At 60.0% G+C, this 15,188-nt stretch carries 19 protein-coding genes, 1 tRNA gene and 1 other RNA gene; 10 read left to right on the top strand and 11 right to left on the bottom strand.

All coding sequences use genetic code 11. The features are described 5' to 3' along the window. Window positions 1-295: 295 nt before the first annotated feature. From C484_RS20540 to C484_RS20525, 4 genes are all read right to left on the bottom strand, one after another. Complete coding sequence (locus C484_RS20540) at window positions 296-745, bottom strand: VOC family protein (protein ID WP_049915814.1); 450 nt, start codon at window positions 743-745, stop codon at window positions 296-298. A gap of 278 nt (window positions 746-1,023) precedes the next feature. Next, the gene (locus C484_RS20535; protein ID WP_006827789.1) at window positions 1,024-1,686 is read right to left on the bottom strand and encodes a Yip1 family protein; all 663 of its coding nucleotides are present in this window, start codon (window positions 1,684-1,686) and stop codon (window positions 1,024-1,026) included. A 66-nt stretch (window positions 1,687-1,752) separates the two neighbouring features. After that, on the bottom strand, window positions 1,753-2,607 hold the full coding sequence (locus tag C484_RS20530; protein ID WP_006827788.1) for an ABC transporter permease subunit: 855 nt from the start codon (window positions 2,605-2,607) through the stop codon (window positions 1,753-1,755). Then, window positions 2,604-3,632, bottom strand: coding sequence for an ABC transporter ATP-binding protein (locus C484_RS20525; RefSeq protein ID WP_006827787.1), 1,029 nt, complete (start codon window positions 3,630-3,632; stop codon window positions 2,604-2,606). The genes C484_RS20530 and C484_RS20525 overlap by 4 nt, the downstream gene beginning before the upstream one ends. A gap of 414 nt (window positions 3,633-4,046) precedes the next feature. On the opposite strand from C484_RS20525, the gene C484_RS23505 reads away from it, so the two are divergent. Continuing rightward, the gene (locus C484_RS23505; protein WP_160164259.1) at window positions 4,047-4,187 is read left to right on the top strand and encodes a hypothetical protein; all 141 of its coding nucleotides are present in this window, start codon (window positions 4,047-4,049) and stop codon (window positions 4,185-4,187) included. Between the two features lie 450 nt (window positions 4,188-4,637). Further along, window positions 4,638-5,813, top strand: coding sequence for a M24 family metallopeptidase (locus C484_RS20520; RefSeq protein ID WP_006827786.1), 1,176 nt, complete (start codon window positions 4,638-4,640; stop codon window positions 5,811-5,813). A gap of 107 nt (window positions 5,814-5,920) precedes the next feature. Here C484_RS20520 and C484_RS20515 read toward each other — a convergent pair whose 3' ends face one another. Further along, on the bottom strand, window positions 5,921-6,121 hold the full coding sequence (locus C484_RS20515) for a hypothetical protein (protein WP_006827785.1): 201 nt from the start codon (window positions 6,119-6,121) through the stop codon (window positions 5,921-5,923). A gap of 244 nt (window positions 6,122-6,365) precedes the next feature. Further along, window positions 6,366-6,770 (bottom strand): DUF5518 domain-containing protein, encoded by a 405-nt coding sequence (locus tag C484_RS20510; RefSeq protein WP_049915811.1) that lies wholly within the window; start codon window positions 6,768-6,770, stop codon window positions 6,366-6,368. Window positions 6,771-7,049: 279 nt separating this feature from the next. On the opposite strand from C484_RS20510, the gene C484_RS20505 reads away from it, so the two are divergent. Then, a complete protein-coding gene (locus C484_RS20505; RefSeq protein ID WP_006827783.1) occupies window positions 7,050-7,682 on the top strand; it encodes a GAP family protein in 633 nt (210 codons plus the stop codon). Window positions 7,683-7,912: 230 nt separating this feature from the next. Here the strand turns inward: C484_RS20505 and C484_RS20500 are convergent. Continuing rightward, window positions 7,913-7,987: transfer RNA gene (locus C484_RS20500), tRNA-Arg, on the bottom strand. A gap of 136 nt (window positions 7,988-8,123) precedes the next feature. Between C484_RS20500 and C484_RS20495 the strand changes: the two genes are divergently transcribed. The 4 genes from C484_RS20495 to C484_RS20480 all read left to right on the top strand — a co-directional run bounded on the left by C484_RS20495 (window position 8,124) and on the right by C484_RS20480 (window position 10,109). Next, window positions 8,124-8,318, top strand: a complete 195-nt coding sequence (locus tag C484_RS20495; protein WP_006827782.1) for a DUF7511 domain-containing protein — start codon at window positions 8,124-8,126, stop codon at window positions 8,316-8,318. 162 nt (window positions 8,319-8,480) lie between these two features. Beyond that, window positions 8,481-9,338 (top strand): geranylgeranylglycerol-phosphate geranylgeranyltransferase, encoded by an 858-nt coding sequence (locus tag C484_RS20490; RefSeq protein ID WP_006827781.1) that lies wholly within the window; start codon window positions 8,481-8,483, stop codon window positions 9,336-9,338. Between the two features lie 50 nt (window positions 9,339-9,388). Then, the gene (locus tag C484_RS20485) at window positions 9,389-9,814 is read left to right on the top strand and encodes a CoA-binding protein (RefSeq protein WP_006827780.1); all 426 of its coding nucleotides are present in this window, start codon (window positions 9,389-9,391) and stop codon (window positions 9,812-9,814) included. Window positions 9,815-9,875: 61 nt separating this feature from the next. Continuing rightward, the gene (locus C484_RS20480) at window positions 9,876-10,109 is read left to right on the top strand and encodes a hypothetical protein (RefSeq protein ID WP_006827779.1); all 234 of its coding nucleotides are present in this window, start codon (window positions 9,876-9,878) and stop codon (window positions 10,107-10,109) included. Here C484_RS20480 and C484_RS20475 read toward each other — a convergent pair. Next, window positions 10,079-11,059, bottom strand: a complete 981-nt coding sequence (locus tag C484_RS20475) for a PLP-dependent cysteine synthase family protein (RefSeq protein ID WP_006827778.1) — start codon at window positions 11,057-11,059, stop codon at window positions 10,079-10,081. The genes C484_RS20480 and C484_RS20475 overlap by 31 nt on opposite strands. A 119-nt stretch (window positions 11,060-11,178) precedes the next feature. Then, on the bottom strand, window positions 11,179-11,511 hold the full coding sequence (locus C484_RS20470) for a DUF5798 family protein (protein WP_049915834.1): 333 nt from the start codon (window positions 11,509-11,511) through the stop codon (window positions 11,179-11,181). A 495-nt stretch (window positions 11,512-12,006) separates the two neighbouring features. Here C484_RS20470 and ffs point away from each other — a divergent pair. From ffs to C484_RS20460, 3 genes are all read left to right on the top strand, one after another. Beyond that, an RNA gene (gene ffs, locus C484_RS22630) (signal recognition particle sRNA) lies at window positions 12,007-12,318 on the top strand. A 140-nt stretch (window positions 12,319-12,458) separates the two neighbouring features. Beyond that, complete coding sequence (locus C484_RS20465) at window positions 12,459-13,196, top strand: helix-turn-helix domain-containing protein (protein WP_006827776.1); 738 nt, start codon at window positions 12,459-12,461, stop codon at window positions 13,194-13,196. A 70-nt stretch (window positions 13,197-13,266) separates the two neighbouring features. Further along, entirely contained in the window at window positions 13,267-14,190 is a 924-nt protein-coding gene (locus tag C484_RS20460; protein WP_006827775.1) for a DMT family transporter, read from the top strand. A gap of 67 nt (window positions 14,191-14,257) precedes the next feature. Here C484_RS20460 and C484_RS20455 read toward each other — a convergent pair whose 3' ends face one another. Both C484_RS20455 and C484_RS20450 read right to left on the bottom strand, forming a co-directional pair. After that, window positions 14,258-14,506 carry a YhbY family RNA-binding protein gene (locus C484_RS20455; protein WP_006827774.1) on the bottom strand — a complete coding sequence of 83 codons (249 nt, stop codon included), beginning with the start codon at window positions 14,504-14,506 and terminating at the stop codon, window positions 14,258-14,260. A 90-nt stretch (window positions 14,507-14,596) separates the two neighbouring features. Beyond that, complete coding sequence (locus C484_RS20450) at window positions 14,597-14,932, bottom strand: ribonuclease P protein component 4 (protein ID WP_006827773.1); 336 nt, start codon at window positions 14,930-14,932, stop codon at window positions 14,597-14,599. Window positions 14,933-15,188 lie beyond the last annotated feature (256 nt).

Genomic DNA, 15,188 nt, shown 5'->3' with positions numbered 1-15,188 from the left:
AGTAGGGTGACTGAATATAGCCTCTTTCAAAGTCTCGGATACTGCGATTCGACGGGGAGACATTTCACTTGGCTCAGCGAGCTATCTCACGCTTCTCAACAAATTCATCGAGATGCCCCGCATTCGGGATTCTATCGGTCTCACCGAGCCAGAAAACACGACACACAAATTGCTTCCTCGCTTATCAGCGGGATGCTGACAATATTGCGGTTCTTCTCGGCTCGTCTTTGGTTGTCTCACCCACAATTTTGACCAGACATTCTGAGCGTTAAATACACATTGGTAGTATTGAGATCTAGATGTTCAGAGTATCGAACGCTTGCGTTGGTGGTGATGAACTCGCATTTATCTCCCACTCGAACCCTTGGTTGTCCTCGAACGTTCGATGATGAGGAGCATTTCGCTCAACGGGACATCCAAGCTTCTCCGCTCGGTTTGTCACCGATTCAAAAGTTACTTCATCCACCGCTAACGCTATATGGTCTACTCTGCGGTCTGTAACCTCGGATTCAACCCCTGCGACCGCGAGAAAGAACTCGTCCCGGCCTAGAAAGGACATTGTTGGCGTGACACCCTTCAAGAGAGCATCTTCCCAGTCGATGTGCTCCGGGACGGTTCCAACTTCACCATCCAGTATCCCTTCCCGGAACAGTACCTCCATATCAAACAACTCCTCGTAGAACGCCTCACCATGGGGAATATCAGAAACGAGAAGCACTACGTGGTGAACGCCATTGATTGGCATACACACATTCTCCCCTGAAAGCTGAAAAATCTGCTCTATTGAATAGGGGTACGGTGTCGGGGTGGGTGTGTTATGGCCACGAATCAGCGGTTGAAGAGTAAAATTTCAGAAACCAATCTTCATTCTTGCTACCAGGTCAGAAAAGTACGCTACCGATGACCACTAAACGAATCGTCTCTGCCGTAGTTTTCTCTCCCTCTCGGGGTTCAGAAAAGATATTCAACAGGGCAGAATAAACAGTCAGGACGCGACGACGATGAGCCCTCGAAGTCAGGCGGTTAGATTACCCACCCGGTCAAGAGGTTGTACAGCTGCGAGAGAACCAACAGCCCGACGGGAATCCAGACCGCGATTGCGGCCCCACGGGACGACAGGTTACGTGCGTGTTTCGTGGCATGCATCCAGATGATACCCTGCCAAATCAGGAGTACGATGGCGATCAGTGCGGCGATCCGAACAGCCGCCTGACTTTGGATCGCCGTCTGAAAGCTTACCAGTGCTTCGGTGAACTCGGCAGCGTTCTCTGAATTGAGGTTTTGCGGGAGGTCGGGGACACTGACGTTTTGAAGCGCAATGAACTGGGCGATAGCGGAGATAATTCCTGCGAAGATCGCGGGGGCGAACCCCCATCCGTTCAGCTTGAACGTATCGCCGAGTGAGCCCTCCCCGCCGACCGCGATTGAGAGGAGGTAGAATACGAGCGCAAAGATGATCCATGCGACGAACTGTCCGAAGAATCCGAAAACCACACTTCCTGCGAGGCTGAGGGAGGCAAGCGGGGGTGCGCCCGCGGCCACGAACTCCCGATAGGTGAGAAGTGGGGCGAGAACGCTGGCGATGGCGGCGAGGAAGACGATACCGAGTGGTCGAAGGAGACCGGGGTTTTCGGCTCGTTTGCGGAACGATTCGTCCGGATCGGTAATGACGTTGGTGAGTGACATTGTGTTATCGTTGGATGGTCTGTCGTTCATACGATGGCGTTTCGATCTTCGACGTGATACTGATTGTTAGAGGGCGGTTGAGTTGAACCGGTAGTATCCAAGCATGAGTGGGACAACGATCCACGCAGCAAGGACCACGAACCCGAACGAGGGGGCGAGATAGAACGGCACGTCGCCCCCAGCACCGGCAAGTGGCCCGCTCGTGAGATCGGGGATCAATACGTGGAGCACGTTCGAGTACGCGGCTGTCGGATCGAGCTGGACGAAAAACTGTGCCCACTCGGGTTGAGTCGCCATATCCAGCGTCAGAGGCGTGTACTCGTTGAGGATAAACCGAACGAGTGTCGGGATGAGGCTCCAGATCACCGGGAAGATGAACAGGCTGGTGAGCGTGCCCGCGCCGACGAGCGAAAGGGTCGAGGAACGCGTCGCCGCCGAGAAGCTGACCGCGAGGGAAACGAACGTTAACGCGAGCGCGAGCGACGCCAGCACGAACAGGACATAGTTGCCGAGCGAGAGGGACCCGGCCAGCACCACGACGACGCCAGCGGCGATTAGAAACCCGACGATGGCGGAGGTGAAGACAACTCCCGTCCGCCCGAGCACTTTCCCGAGAACGACGTCGCGGCGGGTATGTGGCAGCGAGAGCAGTAGCGCGATACTGCCACTCTCGCGCTCGGAAACGATTGACTTGTAGCCGACGATCAACCCGATTAATGGGATGAAAAACACAGTCAACCCGGAGAGGAAGTTGATGAGCGCAAGCGAAGAGACCTCTCCTCCGCCACCGATCGCGCCGAGCGCGATGTAGACGTAGGCTGCACCGGCTGTAAAGACGACGAACACCGCGGTCAACCCGAGCAGCATCCACGACTGGATCGCGTCTTGGAAATCCTTCTGCGCGATTGTGATCGCACTCATGGACGGCCCGCCGTGTCCTCATCAGTTGATCCATCGGCCCCGGTAGCCGACTGGATGGTCGCACCGTCGGATTGACTATTTCCGTCTCTCAACTGGTCGGCTTCATCCGCTGGTCGATGGTGCTCATCGGTGGTGTACGACGCGAACAGGTCTTCGAGTGAGGCGCTCTCCGTCGTGAAGTTCTCAACTGATACCCCAGCATCCTCGATGGTGTCCAACACTACCGTCTTCGAGGAATCCTCGCACGACACCGTGATCGTGGTGCCCTCGGCGCTCGCCTCCGAAACCTCCGCGAGCGTGCGTACCTCGTCGAGAACTCCATCAGCCACTCGATCAACCTCAACCACCAAGGTCGCCTCGGTGCTCGTCGTATCGCGGAGCCCCTCAATGGTGTCTTGAGCGACGAGTTCACCCTCAAGCAATATGCCTACCCGGTCACAGACCGCCTCAACCTGACTGAGGATATGCGAGGAGAAAAACACCGTCGCGCCGCGATCGCGCTCTGCACGGATGATTTCGCGCATCTCGCGCGCGCCGTTAGGATCGAGTCCCGTTGAGGGCTCGTCGAGGATCAGCAAGTCTGGTTTGCCAACCAGCGCCATCCCGAGGACAAGCCGCTGAGTCATTCCCTTCGAGTAACCGCCAGCCTTTCGGTCTATCGCGTCGGCTATTCCGACTCGTTCAGCGAGCGCGTCGGGATCATCATCGCTTTTCTTCGACTTGATGGCGAAGTTGAGGTGCTTGCGGCCGGTTAGCCGATCGTAGATGTCGAATCCCTCGGGGAGCACGCCCGCGCGCTCTCGAATGCGTTTGCTTTCCGCCTGTGCGTCGTGGCCGAGCACTTCAGTGTCTCCGGACGTTGGTCTGGCAAAATCAAGTAAGATATTGATTGTTGTTGACTTTCCGGCCCCGTTTGGTCCCAGAAAGCCGTAGATCTCGCCTTCTTCGACCGTAAGGTCGAATCCCTGAAGCGCGGTTACATCTCCATACTGCTTCGTCAGGTTCGTGAGTTCGATGGCGGACATGGCTACGCATCCACCACCGAATTCTGAAAGCAGCAGCCTCGCATTAGTGCCCGTTGCAGCGGCTGATTTACGTGTTCAGTGTTCGGCTGCCGTAGACGGGGGGAAGTGCGGAACGTTCGTACTGCACTACAACAGCCCACATATGTATAGAGGGCTGGTGGTATCGTGTGCCTATTCAGTTTCATACACTCAACCGGACAAACCCGGGGACATTAAACGGATGATCCGATTTTCTGGCTCAGAAAATCGGCGTGTACCGATACGGCGAGCCAAAGCATCGAGCCCATTGCCGCTCAGCAATCCTACTGTCACGCCCCTCCAATCCTTCGAACAGCCATCGGTGCAGAGTATGGATAGTCGGTGTTTCCCATCGATATCATGGCGATTAAGACAGCCCCTACCGTGACTACCACTATGACCATCCGCGTCCGTACCGCACTCAAGAACGGCCTCCTCCGGGCGTTTACCCGAAACGGTCTCCTTCTGGTGGGTGTCTACCTCGTCGTCAGTTTGCTTCAGGGCGGACTCGTCTGCCCTGTTGGATTGCTTTTCTGAACTCCGAGAGGAAGAGAAAACTACGGCAGAGACGATTCGTTTAGTGGTCACCGGTAGCGTACTTTTCTGACTTGGTAGCAAGAATGAAGATTGGTTTCTAAGATTTTACTTTTCAACCGCTGATTCGCGGCCATAACACACCCACCCCGACGCCGTACCCCTGTTCAACAGAGCAGAAAAATCTACTCTCGATAAATACGCGTGCTATACTAACGGACAGTTTCCAATCCTATTAGCGGCTAGGGATTTCAATAGAGGCCGACAACATCCAGTAGGCCAAGTATACTCACGCTTCTATGTTTGTAAACTACACACTCACAGAGAACTAGTTCGCAGTCGATAGGTGAAATAGTGTGATGATCATAGCATTTAGCAGCAAACCAGACGTGTGCGACCCCTGATACCACCCCTCAATACCGCTTATTGTTCAACCTTCGAAACCTCGGGCCTATGACACCGGCAATTCCCCAACTGACCGCGTTTCTCGACCGCGCCGGCACCGACGGCTACCTGCTCGACGCCGACGGGAACGACAGCCACCAGTACTACCTCTCCGGCTACCACATGCTCGACGAGTTCGTCACGCTCTACGCCGACGAGCGCGTCACCCTCCTCCTTCCAGGTCCCGAATGTAGCCAGGCCGAACGCGACAGCAACGGCGACGAAATCCGCTCCCGCGCCGAGTTCAGAAACGCGGCTGAACTCGAAGACATGGACCCGCGAAAAGCCAGGAAACGCGTAACCGTGGACTTCCTCGACGCCGCCGGTATTGACTCGGTGTCGGTTCCCGTCTCGTTCCCGGTCGGCACCGCCGATCTGCTGCGCGAGCACGGCATCGAAGTCGTGCCGGAGTACGAGTACGTCCTCGACGAGATCCGCGCCGTCAAGCACGACCGCGAGATTGACCACATCAGGGAGACACAGCGAGCGGCCGAAGACGGGATGGCCGCCGCCGAAGACCTGCTCGAACGCGCGACCGTCGCGGACGGCGTGTTACACCTCGACGGCGATGTCCTCACGAGCGAGCGGGTGCGCGAGCGCATCGAACGCGCGGTCCTGGACCGAGGCTGCGGACTCGATCAGTGCATTGTCGCGTCCGGACCCGCGGGGGCCCGCGCCCACGATCCCGGCACCGGACCGCTGCGAGCGAACGTCCCGATCATCATCGATATCTTCCCCCGACACAAGCGGACGCGGTACTTCGGGGACATGACTCGCACCGTCGTGAAGGGCACCCCCAGCGATCGCACCCGAGAGTGGTACGCCCTCGTTTCCGAGGCCTCCGAGGCAGCCCTGGACACCATCCGGGCGGGCGTCACCGGCGAAACCGTCCATGCCGCCGTCTGCGACGTGTTCGAGTCGGCGGGCTACCCCACGGGCCGCACGGCGGACGACCCCGACAGCGGCTTCCCCCACGCGACCGGCCACGGCGTCGGCCTTGACGTTCACGAAGCGCCGTACCTCGCACAGCAAGCCGGCGAACTCGAGGCCGGGCACGTCGTCACGGTCGAACCCGGACTGTACGAACAGGGAACCGGCGGGGTCCGCCTCGAAGACCTCGTCGTCGTCACCGACGATGGATACGAGACCATGAACGACTATCCGAGGGACCTTCGCGTCGTCTAACATGTACCCTGACGCTATTTTCTACGCGGCGTTCGATAGTGTCCAGAAGAAACCAGGCTTCTCAATTATACATGGTCAATTGCTCCTCGCGAGTTCTTCTCTGGGGGTTAGCTCCCAGTATACTGGATGAGATAGTACATCGCAACCCCGAAAACAAGACCGCCGACGATCCCCTGGCTAATTGCGTTCGTCCAGTTACCATCAGCGAATACCGTTTCAAAGACACCTGCTACGACTATCCAGGTGATGATCATGGTGAGGATATACAGTAGCGGGTTGTCCAGGTCGATACTGCGTATGTTGTTCATGCCTCACGCTCCATACTCGACAGTAAATGTTTTTCCGACCCTCATCAAAAAAGTCACACATATTTTTGAATAACACCTGAATTTGTGTGCGCTATTACTCAGTGTCGACACTGAACGTCCCATATACCCAACAATAATCGAACTGTCCACCGGAAAGCCGTGACCGATCACGAACGGCCGCCAAAGAACTCCTCGAGAGAGGACGGCTGTTTCGATAAAAGTGATCGGTCCTGTCGGTAGTCGCTCAGGCCCGCGTACCGACCATCTCCGTGGTGGTCCGGCGACTCTTGGCCCACGAGCCGATCGCGCCACCCAGCACACCGGGGATGGCGTAGAACGCGAGCATGAGCAAGCCCAGGACGACCATGCTGAACATCGGGACGACGCCCGCAAACAGGAGCGTCGTAAACGCTGCGATGACTAACAGGATGAGCGATCCGAAGACGGTCGCGATACCGCCGTGGAGCGCACCGGTGCCTATCCTTCCACCGACGAGGTAGCCGGCGGTGAGGCCGCCGAGGATGCCGATGGTTCCCCAGTGTAAGACCGCGACCGAGGCGTCAGATCCCGCGTAGATCATCCCGCTGATGAACCCGAGCACGAGGGTCACGACGAATCCAGTTATGACTGCTGACCAATTAATTCTCATAGTCAATTATTAGTATGCTGTCACGGGATATAAGCTCCACTTCACGAGAAATGGAGAGTACTGCTGCCGTGAGTAGACAGGTAATTGCGACGCGAAGCGAGCGAACGAAGTCTCTCTAAAAACTGAGACGGACTCTTTACATAATCCCGACAATACTAATTGCCGTTGGCGGCCTACTACGCTTCGGGAGAGAATCACGGTAATGGTATCCAGTAAATACGCCTCCAAAAATGGAGGGGCCGGCCGGCAGAACAAATCGAATCACGGCGGGTACGAGCCATGAGTTTCCTGGAAGTCATCCCGTTAGCCATCGTGATGATCGCGGGCCCGCAGATACTCTCTCCGATCTTCCTCGCCACGAGCGACCAGTGGCGGGCGAACTCTACGGCCTACGTTCTCGGCGCGTCCCTCTCTATCAGTCTCGTCGTCGGTATCGCGTACCTCTTCGGGAACAGTTTCGGTGCTAGCGGCGGTCTGTTAGGGGCGAGCGCAAAACAACTGCTCTATGTTCTCGTCCTCGTTTTTCTTCTGTACGCGGCCATGGATACCTATCGGAAACGGAACGTGTCGAAGCCGCCGGCGTGGATGGGAAAACTGACCAACGCGACACCCCCGCTCTCGTTGAAACTGGGTTTTCTCCTCCTCGGCGTCTTTCCAACCGATATCGTCACCTCGGTTAGCGTCGGAACCTACCTCGCGGCAAACGGCGATCCGGTCACGGATGCGGCCGGGTTCGTCCTGCTCACGCTGTTTCTCTTGGCGGTTCCATCGCTCAGCGTGTTCCTTCTCGAAGAGCGAGCAGAAGCTGCGCTCCCGCAGGTCCGCAACTGGATGAACGAGAACTCGTGGGTAATCTCCGAAGCAGTGATTCTGCTCTTCGTCGTCCTGACGCTCCAGAACCTCTTCGGATAGGCCCCACAGTGGTCACAGGTCGAGTGATCGTCCGACGGACACGGCGCTATCGTCACACCGACCACCCCCGATTTGCGAAGAGAATCGCATGATATGACGGAGCCGCAACCCGTTTCCTGTTGGGATCATATTTCGATCACCCTTGACAGACCACCAATACCAGCGAAGATATCCCTACTGATACCTCTACAGTCGAATTAGTGTTAGTTGAGAATCGAGTCGTCTGCGAGTGGGCGCTACAGGATTTGAACCCGTGACAGCTTGGTCCGAAGCCAAGTACTCTGTCCAGACTGAGCTAAGCGCCCGCACCCCTTCGTATCCGGTGGTTCCGTATAAGTCACTCGATTTTCACCGGTTCCGACAGACCCCATCACACCCCGCCATTCCCACCCACTGAAAACCACCTCGCAGGTCTTGTCCCAATACTTCCAATCCCCGCTAATGACAGCCGAGTTCACCGCGGCCGACGATCACGGTCCGCCAAATCCCGACGAATCTGAACCTGAACTCGAGTTCAGAACGGACGAGACGGGGGCGGTGACGGTGGTGCCGGCGGACGCGACCGCGCTCGAGCGAGAGGAGGCGTGGCTGACGGTTTCATCTGACTTGTGTTGTGAGCTTGGGGCTTGGCGGTAGCGGGTCCGATATCGGTGTCGGTGTCGATATCGATACCGATACCGATACCGGTGCCGACACTGACGATGACGATACTAATTATGACAGGCGCGCACGGGAGACACACACCGGCTGCGCCAGCGGATCGTACCGTTTAACCGGTCGGCCTGAGCAGTATCGCCAATGACAGCGGGGGAGACGATCCGCGGGCTGGCCGAGTTGACGCGGCCGGTGAACGTGCTCGCCGCGAGCGTGTTGACCTTCATCGGCGCGTTCGTCGCCGGTGGTGTCACGACCGAGACCCCGGAGACAGTGACAGCGGTCGCAGCAACGGGACTTGCAGTCGGTGCGGGAAACGCGATCAACGACTACTTCGATCGAGAGATCGACCGGATCAACCAGCCCGAGCGGGCGATTCCGCGCGGTGCGGTGAGTCCGCGCGGCGCGCTCGCGTTCAGCCTCGTTCTCTTCGTCGCGGCCGTGGCGTTCGCCCTGACGCTCCCGCGATTTGCGATTGCCATCGCAGGAATCAACCTGGTGGCGCTGGTGGCCTACACTGAGTTCTTCAAGGGATTGCCCGGGCTGGGGAACGCCCTGGTGGCCTACCTCGTCGGGAGCACGTTTCTGTTCGGCGCGGCGGCGGTCGGCGAGATCGGGCCGGCGGTCGTCCTCTGTGCGCTGGCGGCCATCGCGACGCTCACCCGCGAGATCATCAAGGACGTCGAGGACGTGGAGGGCGACCGCGAGGAGGGGCTGAACACGCTGCCGATCGCGATCGGCGAGCGCCGCGCGCTCTACGTCGCCGCGGGGCTGCTCGCGATCGGCGTCCTCGCGAGTCCGCTGCCCTACGTCCTCGGGCACTTCGAACTCGCGTATCTGGTCGTCGTGATACCGGCCAACGCGATCATGATCGTCGCGGCCTACGAGAGCTTCGAGGATCCGACTACGGGACAGTCCCACCTCAAGTACGGCACGTTTCTCGCCGCACTCGCGTTCATCGTCGGCCGTGCGGCACTTGAACTCGAGTTCGGCTGGATCTGAGTCGAGCGAAACGGGAGGGATACAACTGTCCGGAGCCCGTAGGCCGGCATATGCCACTCGAATCGGACGCTGCGCTCCGGGAGATCCTCGGACTGGAGACGATTGCGGTGGTCGGCTGTTCGCGAACGCCGGGCAAGGCGGCCCACGACGTGCCGGCGTATCTCCGGGACCACGGCTACGACGTGATCCCGGTCAACCCCTTCGCGGACGAGATTTTCGGCAGAAATGCCCTCGATACGCTCGCGGACGTGGAAGACGAGATCGATATCGTTTGTGTGTTCCGGCCGAGCGAGGAAGTCGCCGGAGTCGTCGAGACGGCGCTCGAGCGCACGGACGCCGACGTGATCTGGACCCAGCAGGGCATTCGAGACGCCGAGGCGGCCGCCCGTGCCGAGGAGGCGGGCCGGCAGGTCGTGCAGGATCGCTGTATGAAAGTCGAACACCGGCGGCTACACGCCGAATCGTCGCGCGTTTGAACACTGGGGGGTACCACCGACAGAGACTTACATACCAGTAGACTACACAAGAGACGTACCTATGTGTGACCGGTCCGGGAACTGCTCGAACGACGGGGTCTGTCAGCTCGTCCTCCGAAACCGGACGACGGGCATGGATGTCGTCGAACACCACTGCAAGGCGCATCTCGTCCTTCGGGTGTGGGAGGTCGAACGCGACGACGAACTCGAGGTCGTCGACGCGACGACGCTCCAGCGGTCGTCCGCGGCGGATGAGCCCGTCGGTCAGGAACTCCACTCCTCGAACGAGCGGTAGATCCCCTTCGAGAGATAGCGTTCGCTCGAATCCGGAAACACAGTAACGACCGTGTCGTGCGTCGCGTCGAGTTCGCCGTCGGCAATCTCCCGGGCGACGTGTTTGGCGGCGACGCTTGCGGCCCCGGCGCTCGACCCGACCAAGTGTCCCTCCTCACGAGCGAGTCGCTCGAGTTCGTCGTGGGCGTCGCGGTCGGAGATCGGATAGACGGCGTCGACGAGTTCGGGATCGAACAGTTCGTTGGTTTCGACGTTGTGGGTGCCGATGCCTTCGATTTTGTACTCGCCTTCCTCGCGGTCGTCGCCGAGGAGTTCGCCGTAGACGGAGCCCTCGGGTTCGACGGCACCGACGACGGTGTCAGGGTCCTGTTCTAACGCGTAGCGGGCGATGCCCATGAGCGTGCCCGCGGTGCCACAGCCGGCGACGACGGCACCGACCTCGCCGTCGAGGGCGTCGTAGATTTCGGGGCCGGTGGTGGCGTAGTGGGCTTCGGTGTTGAGCGGGTTCGAGAACTGCTGGGGGACGACGGCGTCGTCTAATTCGTCGGCCAATTCGTGGGCGCGGGCGATCGCGCCGTCCATGCCGTCCTCGGTCGGGGTGTTGATGACTTCCGCGCCGAGGGCGGCCATGAGTTGCTGTTTTTCGACGCTGAAGCGTTCGGGGACGACGAAGATGGCGTTGAGGCCGAGTTGCTGGGCGGCGGTCGCAAAACCGATGCCCGTGTTCCCGGCGGTCGGTTCGATGATCGTGCCGCCTGCGGTGACGTCGCCGCGCTCGAGCATGCGTTCGAGCATGTAGCGGCCGATTCTGTCCTTGACGCTTGCACCCGGGTTGAACGACTCGAGTTTCGCGTAGATCCGGACGCCCTGCGGGCCGTCGCGGATGCGAACGAGCGGGGTTTGCCCGATCGTCTCGAGCACCGAGTCCAACGGTCGCTCGTGGGTCGTCATCGTTCTGGCAAATGTTGCCACTGTTGTTAGGTCTTCCCTTTGTGGTCGACCAGTCACACTGCTCCTCGGGTGCGGACTTCGCAAGCGGTGAGACGTGCAACGACGAGGACGGACGGGCGCTACTCGGCGGTCGTTTCGCTCGGCTCGGTATCAACGGTGTCCGTGGCCGTGTCGTCGGTCGCTGTGGACTCCTCGTCGTCGAGTTCAGCTTCGTCGATTGCGGCTTCGGCGAGGATTTGCTCGCCGTCGATGCCCTGTTCCTCGGCGAGGGCAAGCAGCAGTTGGCGTTGTTCGGAGAGTTGGTGGTCGATGCGCTCGACCGTATCGTGCGTGTCGTCGACCTCTCCTTCGAGGTTCTTGATACGCTGTTGCAGTTGCTGTACCTGCTTATACATTGCTTCGGCGCGGTCGGAGAGGCCCTGAATCTTCTTTGCGGTGCTGCCGAGTCCCATGACCATCCCTTAGAGGCCATCCTAGTTGGGCCTTTTCCTCTTGTCACTCTCTTTGTCCTCTCTGTCTCTCCCTCTTTCTCGATCCATTGGTGCCGCGCTGTGCTAATATGGTTAAAATTCATCATATCATCGGCGATCGGCGACGGATCGTTGTACGTCGGGAACCCGTTTCGATCGACTGCACTCAACACCACGACCGGCGAGTAGCGTTGGACGACCGAAACGGCCGGGAGCGATACGCTGGTCGTCGCCGACGGCGTCCTTTATCTGGGCGGACCAACTCTGATGGTGTCATACGACGGGGATGATGGCGACTGCCTGTGGCAGTTCCGACCCGACACGACCGGCAGCGGGAGCGACATCGCGCCCGTTGTCGGTGGGGCTGTTTTCTTCCCGTGCGGTGGACTCCACGCGCTCTGCGAGATACCCGGTTGATCACTGCGCCGGTATGCGGTTGCGGAGACGAAAGGTCCTTAAGTACCAGTCACATACAGACAAATGGATAGGTCGGGCAGTTAGGCCCTGCTCACTACCCGCAGTATGGCCTTTAGCGGGGACCAAACACCGCGGGCGTCCGGTCAGACCGGCCGGGGCCTCGGGAGCCAACGTGGAAGCCTCGTCCGTCGGGGACAGCGGTCTACGGTGGCCGTCCGCAGGGACGTCCCATCGTGGTTAGTCGGCGACAGCCCATCAGGCGCGGAAGCGAGCAGTGGACCGCCGGACACCTGTCGCTCGACGGGTCGCGGGGTGGAGGAGGCAACCGAGATTCCCCCGGCCGGAACGCCGGGCAATCGCGGCTTCCACATTCATACTTCATCTGCCGTCATATCCGATCCGGAGCGATGGCGCTGACGACTGCTGTGTCTTCGATTCGACCCACGCAGTTCTCCAGCCGTAGCATTCGCCGAGACCACAATACGATTAGTTCCTCGGGGCGTGGCGTCCGTATGATCAGTCTCGCGCTCTCGATTCGACAGGCCGATTGCCCGTTGAGCGCGGCGAGTTCAGCGGCCGAGGTCGCGTTCGTCACGCCACACTGGCACTACGATCACGACCGATCACAGCTCGAGTTGCGCATCCTCGCCGACGGGAGCGACCGCGCGGCCGTCGAACGCGGCTTAGACGTGATTCGGAGCCACGACGAAACCGACTCGTTCGAACTGCTGGCAAAGCGGGACGGCACCGCCCGCGTTCACCTGACGATGGGGACGACCGACACGATGGGGACGGTCGTCGCCAACGGCGGCTACCTCACCGCACCCTTCGAAAACGTCGACGGGAGCGAGCGATGGGAGATCGGCTTCGACGACGCCGCGGCCGCGGAGCGAACGCTCACCGTCCTGGCCGACCTCGACGACGAGTACGAGATCCGCAGTCGAGAGCGGGTCGATCCGACGACCGTCCTCGAAGACGTTCGCGCCGACACCATCGGCCGAACGGTCCTCGACGGTGCCCGGCGACTCACTCCGACCGAACGCGAAACCATCCACCGCGCCGTCACCGGCGGCTACTACGACGTCCCGCGCGAGGCCACGCTCGGCGACCTCGCAGCTGAACTCGGGGTCTCGGACGCCGCCGTTTCGAAGACGCTCCGACGAGCCGAACGGAAGCTCCTCGTTTCGGCCGTCTCGGCCATCGGACCGGTCGACCAGTCCGACCACGCCGAACCGGACGGCGGGCGCTGAGCCGGCCGGGGTTAACATCCTAACGAGAGCAGCCATTCTCGGGCAGTCCATACTCCTCTGCGTTCACACTGTGTACCGGAACTCCGTTTCGCTGCCGTCGATATCGACGTATCTGTTCGCACTGGCACCGCTTACCGCCGCAGCGCTCTGGGGCGGCCTCTACGGCGTGAGCAAGTGGGGCTTCGACGCCATCCCGCCGCTGACGCTCGCGTTCTTGCGCGTCCTGGTCGGTGCAGCCGCACTGTTGCCCATCGTCCGCCTTCGGTATCCCCGGCGCGAGTTCACTCGCCGCGACTGCCTTAGCTTTCTCACTCTCGGGGCTGTCGTCGCCGCCTCGCTCGCAACCCAGTTTCTCGGCACCGCCTTCACGACCGCGAGCCAGGGATCGCTCATCACCGTCCTGACGCCGATCTTTACCATCCTGCTCGGTGTCGCCCTCCTCGGCGAAGAGCTCTCGCCACGACTCGTCGCCGGTATTGTGACCGCGACCGCCGGAACCGTCATCGTCCTCTCCGGGCAGTACCACCTCACTGAACTCGCGGGGGTCGCGACGACGGGGATTCTCATGCTCTTGCTCGCGAGTGCGACCTGGGCGCTTTATACGGTGCTGGGAAAGCCGTTAATCGAACGCTATTCGGCGTTAGAAACGGCAACGTACTCCTGCACGGCTGCCGTGCCGATGCTCGCGGTTCTCGTCCCGGTCGAGTTCACCCGAACGGGGACCTCGCTTCGCGCGATCGAGTTCACGCCTCAGGTGATCCTCGCGGTGCTCTATCTCGGGGTTCTGGGGACGGCAGCAGCGTGGTATTGCTGGTACAAGGGGTTGGAGTTCGTCGACGCGAGCGTTATCTCGGCGTTCTTTTTCATCCAGCCGATCGTCGGCGCGGTCTTCGGAGCGACGTTGCTCGGCGAGTCGCTCGGCTCGCGGTTCGTCCTGGGCGGGGTCGTGATGGCTGTCGGCGTCTATTTCGTGTCGACGGAGTCGAATCCGTAATCGCCGGTCGTGTAGATTATGGCGACCATCGGCTGCCACCACCATCACTTTCGAGTAGTCCGAACACCTACCGGTGCATGACGGCCGTGTGCCCGCGCGTCTCGATCAGGTCAGCGCTGACGCGGTCTGCAAGCGTCCGTGCTTTCTCCTCGGTCGGGTTCCCGGCGCGGGCCGCGCGGAGGAACTTTACCTTCACGAGGTTGCGGTTCGAAAGCTGATTGTTGAGTTCGTCGACGACGGCATCAATGCCGCTTTTGCCGATCCAGACCGTGACATCGACATCGTGGGCCTGCTCTTTGAGTCGCTGGTTGTCCATACGCCACGTATCGTATCCAGGTGGTTAATCCTCTCGAAGGAGCGCCGCTCGAACGCCGCGAGTTCGGGAGTTCGCCAGTTCGCCAGTTCGTCACTCAGTACTCGCGTCGGCCGCCGACTCCGAATCGGCTGTCGCCGTCCCGGCTTGCCGATCGCCGTACGGATATCTGGCGTGTGCGCCGCACTCGCAGGTGATCACGACGTGGCCGTCCTGAAGCCGAATGCGGGCGTTCGCGCCCGGCCGAAGATACGCATCGCAGGCATCGCAGGTGAACCGCCGGAACTCGCGGGGCAGCGTCAGACGGTTTCGTTCTGCCACACGCCGAGCCAGGCGCACATAGTACCGCGCCCGGTCGTCCTCGCCATCGGCTGCTGCCGCTCGAGCGAGTTCGTGTAGCCGGTCGATCCGTTCTGCGGCGACGGTCATACTGCTGGTTGGACGCCACAACCTATTGATGTTGTGTTCTGCCACTAATCCGGGCTGTACTGAGGCTGATCCCAGGGAACAGCGCGATCACACACGTCTAGTTTCAACCAACGTTCAAGAGAACATGGTTTCGAAGCGTTTTATACTGGGGGTGTTGACCCTTTGAAGTGTACGACTGATCGAACCGTCCTACTATGGAACCGAACTCGTGGCACGAAGGTCCCCCACAGTTTAACGAGATGAACCGTGACCATTC

This window comes from Natrialba taiwanensis DSM 12281, assembly GCF_000337595.1.
In the GTDB taxonomy this organism is placed as follows: Archaea; Halobacteriota; Halobacteria; order Halobacteriales; family Natrialbaceae; genus Natrialba; species Natrialba taiwanensis.
This window is presented reverse-complemented; position numbering and strand designations above follow the sequence as displayed.

Coding starts and splice junctions, on each gene's coding strand:
- C484_RS20535 (WP_006827789.1), bottom strand. CDS start 1,686: ATGTCACTCACCAACGTCATTACCGATCCGGACGAATCGTTCCGCAAA.
- C484_RS20510 (WP_049915811.1), bottom strand. CDS start 6,770: ATGAGAATTAATTGGTCAGCAGTCATAACTGGATTCGTCGTGACCCTC.
- C484_RS20485 (WP_006827780.1), top strand. CDS start 9,389: ATGCCACTCGAATCGGACGCTGCGCTCCGGGAGATCCTCGGACTGGAG.
- C484_RS20470 (WP_049915834.1), bottom strand. CDS start 11,511: ATGGGACTCGGCAGCACCGCAAAGAAGATTCAGGGCCTCTCCGACCGC.
- C484_RS20515 (WP_006827785.1), bottom strand. CDS start 6,121: ATGAACAACATACGCAGTATCGACCTGGACAACCCGCTACTGTATATC.
- C484_RS20530 (WP_006827788.1), bottom strand. CDS start 2,607: ATGAGTGCGATCACAATCGCGCAGAAGGATTTCCAAGACGCGATCCAG.
- C484_RS23505 (WP_160164259.1), top strand. CDS start 4,047: ATGACCATCCGCGTCCGTACCGCACTCAAGAACGGCCTCCTCCGGGCG.
- C484_RS20525 (WP_006827787.1), bottom strand. CDS start 3,632: ATGTCCGCCATCGAACTCACGAACCTGACGAAGCAGTATGGAGATGTA.
- C484_RS20455 (WP_006827774.1), bottom strand. CDS start 14,506: ATGGACAACCAGCGACTCAAAGAGCAGGCCCACGATGTCGATGTCACG.
- C484_RS20490 (WP_006827781.1), top strand. CDS start 8,481: ATGACAGCGGGGGAGACGATCCGCGGGCTGGCCGAGTTGACGCGGCCG.
- C484_RS20450 (WP_006827773.1), bottom strand. CDS start 14,932: ATGACCGTCGCCGCAGAACGGATCGACCGGCTACACGAACTCGCTCGA.
- C484_RS20505 (WP_006827783.1), top strand. CDS start 7,050: ATGAGTTTCCTGGAAGTCATCCCGTTAGCCATCGTGATGATCGCGGGC.
- C484_RS20480 (WP_006827779.1), top strand. CDS start 9,876: ATGTGTGACCGGTCCGGGAACTGCTCGAACGACGGGGTCTGTCAGCTC.
- C484_RS20465 (WP_006827776.1), top strand. CDS start 12,459: ATGATCAGTCTCGCGCTCTCGATTCGACAGGCCGATTGCCCGTTGAGC.
- C484_RS20520 (WP_006827786.1), top strand. CDS start 4,638: ATGACACCGGCAATTCCCCAACTGACCGCGTTTCTCGACCGCGCCGGC.
- C484_RS20540 (WP_049915814.1), bottom strand. CDS start 745: ATGCCAATCAATGGCGTTCACCACGTAGTGCTTCTCGTTTCTGATATT.
- C484_RS20495 (WP_006827782.1), top strand. CDS start 8,124: ATGACAGCCGAGTTCACCGCGGCCGACGATCACGGTCCGCCAAATCCC.
- C484_RS20475 (WP_006827778.1), bottom strand. CDS start 11,059: ATGACGACCCACGAGCGACCGTTGGACTCGGTGCTCGAGACGATCGGG.